This is a genomic window from Vibrio sp. Of14-4 (assembly GCF_022347625.1).
GTDB classification, from domain to species: domain Bacteria; phylum Pseudomonadota; class Gammaproteobacteria; order Enterobacterales; family Vibrionaceae; genus Vibrio; species Vibrio pristinus.
The window spans coordinates 1-1,798 of sequence record NZ_JAKRGI010000047.1 but is presented as its reverse complement, the minus strand read 5'-3'; the positions used below and the strand labels follow the sequence as shown (position 1 = coordinate 1,798).

General features: G+C 43.1%; 4 protein-coding genes. All 4 read right to left on the bottom strand.

The features are described 5' to 3' along the window. The coding region (locus tag MHN79_RS20715; protein ID WP_239174876.1) for a hypothetical protein at positions 1-403 on the bottom strand (403 nt) is incomplete at its 3' end. A gap of 203 nt (positions 404-606) precedes the next feature. Next, positions 607-1,044, bottom strand: a complete 438-nt coding sequence (locus MHN79_RS20710) for a hypothetical protein (RefSeq protein ID WP_239174874.1) — start codon at positions 1,042-1,044, stop codon at positions 607-609. After that, complete coding sequence (locus tag MHN79_RS20705; protein ID WP_239174872.1) at positions 1,045-1,473, bottom strand: hypothetical protein; 429 nt, start codon at positions 1,471-1,473, stop codon at positions 1,045-1,047. Next, positions 1,463-1,660 (bottom strand): hypothetical protein, encoded by a 198-nt coding sequence (locus tag MHN79_RS20700; protein ID WP_239174870.1) that lies wholly within the window; start codon positions 1,658-1,660, stop codon positions 1,463-1,465. Before MHN79_RS20700 ends, MHN79_RS20705 begins: the two co-directional genes overlap by 11 nt. Positions 1,661-1,798: the final 138 nt, after the last annotated feature.

Here is a 1,798-nt window from a genome sequence, read left to right as displayed (position 1 = left end):
TGGGTTTTACATCGTAACCCGTTACTTGTACGCCAGTTGGCTCACCACCATCATTAATATGTTGTCTCACCACTTTGTATTGCAATGTATCACGCTGCTCATCAAGCATATCCAGCGTGTACTGGTAGTCTCGTTTTTGCTGGCGAGTAATCTTGTCTTGGTTTCTATCAAACCAATCTTCCATCTCACTAATCACCTTAGAGGTGTAGGCTGGCGAGCCTTGCTGCACCACTTCGCTGCCCAATTTGGCCGCCCCCAATGAAGAAGAGCCGCCTTTGGCTTCAAGGATATGGATGTTGCCCTGCTCGTCTTGCCAAATTTGGTCAAATTGACGGTTCTTTTGGTTGCTGCCCGGATAAGCCGATTGTAACCGTTTTGCGTTCGGACCAAAAGTGGCTTTCAAGCACAAAAAAGCCCCTTAGCAATTAAGCTAAGGGGCCTTGGGTTTATTGCTTGTTAAGTATCTTCAACTTGGTGAGGGAATAACTGCTTATACTCTGGGTCTAGAGCGTAAAAGCTTGGGAACTCCCCTTTTACCAGCCACAGCGGCATATATTCACTGTCAATGGTTGGCTCAAGACGCCTAATCTCATGGACTGCCGCTTCTTAATCAAGATAAGTCAAAATCTTTGCCTGCGGAAAATCCCGTTGGATATAAGACATCACTCGCTTTGCTACATCACTATCTTTATTGACATTCAAATAATGTCGAATCGCTGAGCACGAAACTTCACTATCGAACAATACATCTATATTGATTGATTTACTCAGATAAATTCTTCGAACGTATGCTTCAATGTTACCAAAAAAATGCTCTTGATCTTCTGGGTTATTTCTTAGCCTTTTTACAAACGATGTAAACTCGTGCACAAATAGATCAGCATCAATTTTACCGCACTGAACATCACGTAACACCAAGAACAGAGCAGGACCATAGTTGTGCACTCCGTAATCCCTATTTAAACATAAGTAGTTACCTGAGCCTTTAAAATATTGGTCAACCTCTTTATTCACCAATGCATACTCAAAAGATTCATTACTCATTTACAAATACTCCGATTCAGTAAAATGCGCCTTAAGGGAGTCGATATCGCCATTATGCTGAATTTTTTCTGCGCCCTCAATTGCAATTTCTTTTGCTCCACCTTTGGTAAAACCACCAGGCACCCACTCTTTGGGGTACGCGCCTATCTCATTCCCATTGGGCATAGAAAAGTGAAAGCGAGGGTCACTAGGGGCAATTTTAACATGTAAGATTCTCATGTCTGCTGCATCTATTAAATCAGTTTCTGACATTCCCAGACTAAGCCTTTCATTTAATACACGAATATCATTACCCGCAGCCTTATATTCCGCGACTATTTTGGCGATGTCAGACGGCAGTCCGGCAAATTTTCTCATAGGCAGTTCACCGTAGCGAGGGTTTAAACCAGACTCCAACTGTATAAAAGCCGCGCCTTCTTTATGGTACATTTTCGTTACTATCACCCCCAGCTGCAATTTGACGTGCGGCACCAAGAGCACAGCCAAGCGCAGCGTGAGCGATGTAACCAGACGCGGTTGAAATAGGATTCTCACCCGTCTTGGCTTCACTGATCTTATTGGCTAATTTCTCACCAACCGTAGAGATCGAAGAAGTCACGAGAGCATTGACGACCATATTGTCAAAATCATCGATGCCACTTAAACCATCACCAGGAAGGAAGAACTAAGGGGGCTGTACTCTTAGTCCTTTCTCTTAGTAATTTTTAATAGAACTTAAGTGTTTGTCCTCTCAGTCTCTATAAAAAGAAAGGCA

Coding starts and splice junctions, on each gene's coding strand:
- MHN79_RS20710 (WP_239174874.1), bottom strand. CDS start 1,044: ATGAGTAATGAATCTTTTGAGTATGCATTGGTGAATAAAGAGGTTGAC.
- MHN79_RS20705 (WP_239174872.1), bottom strand. CDS start 1,473: ATGTACCATAAAGAAGGCGCGGCTTTTATACAGTTGGAGTCTGGTTTA.
- MHN79_RS20700 (WP_239174870.1), bottom strand. CDS start 1,660: ATGGTCGTCAATGCTCTCGTGACTTCTTCGATCTCTACGGTTGGTGAG.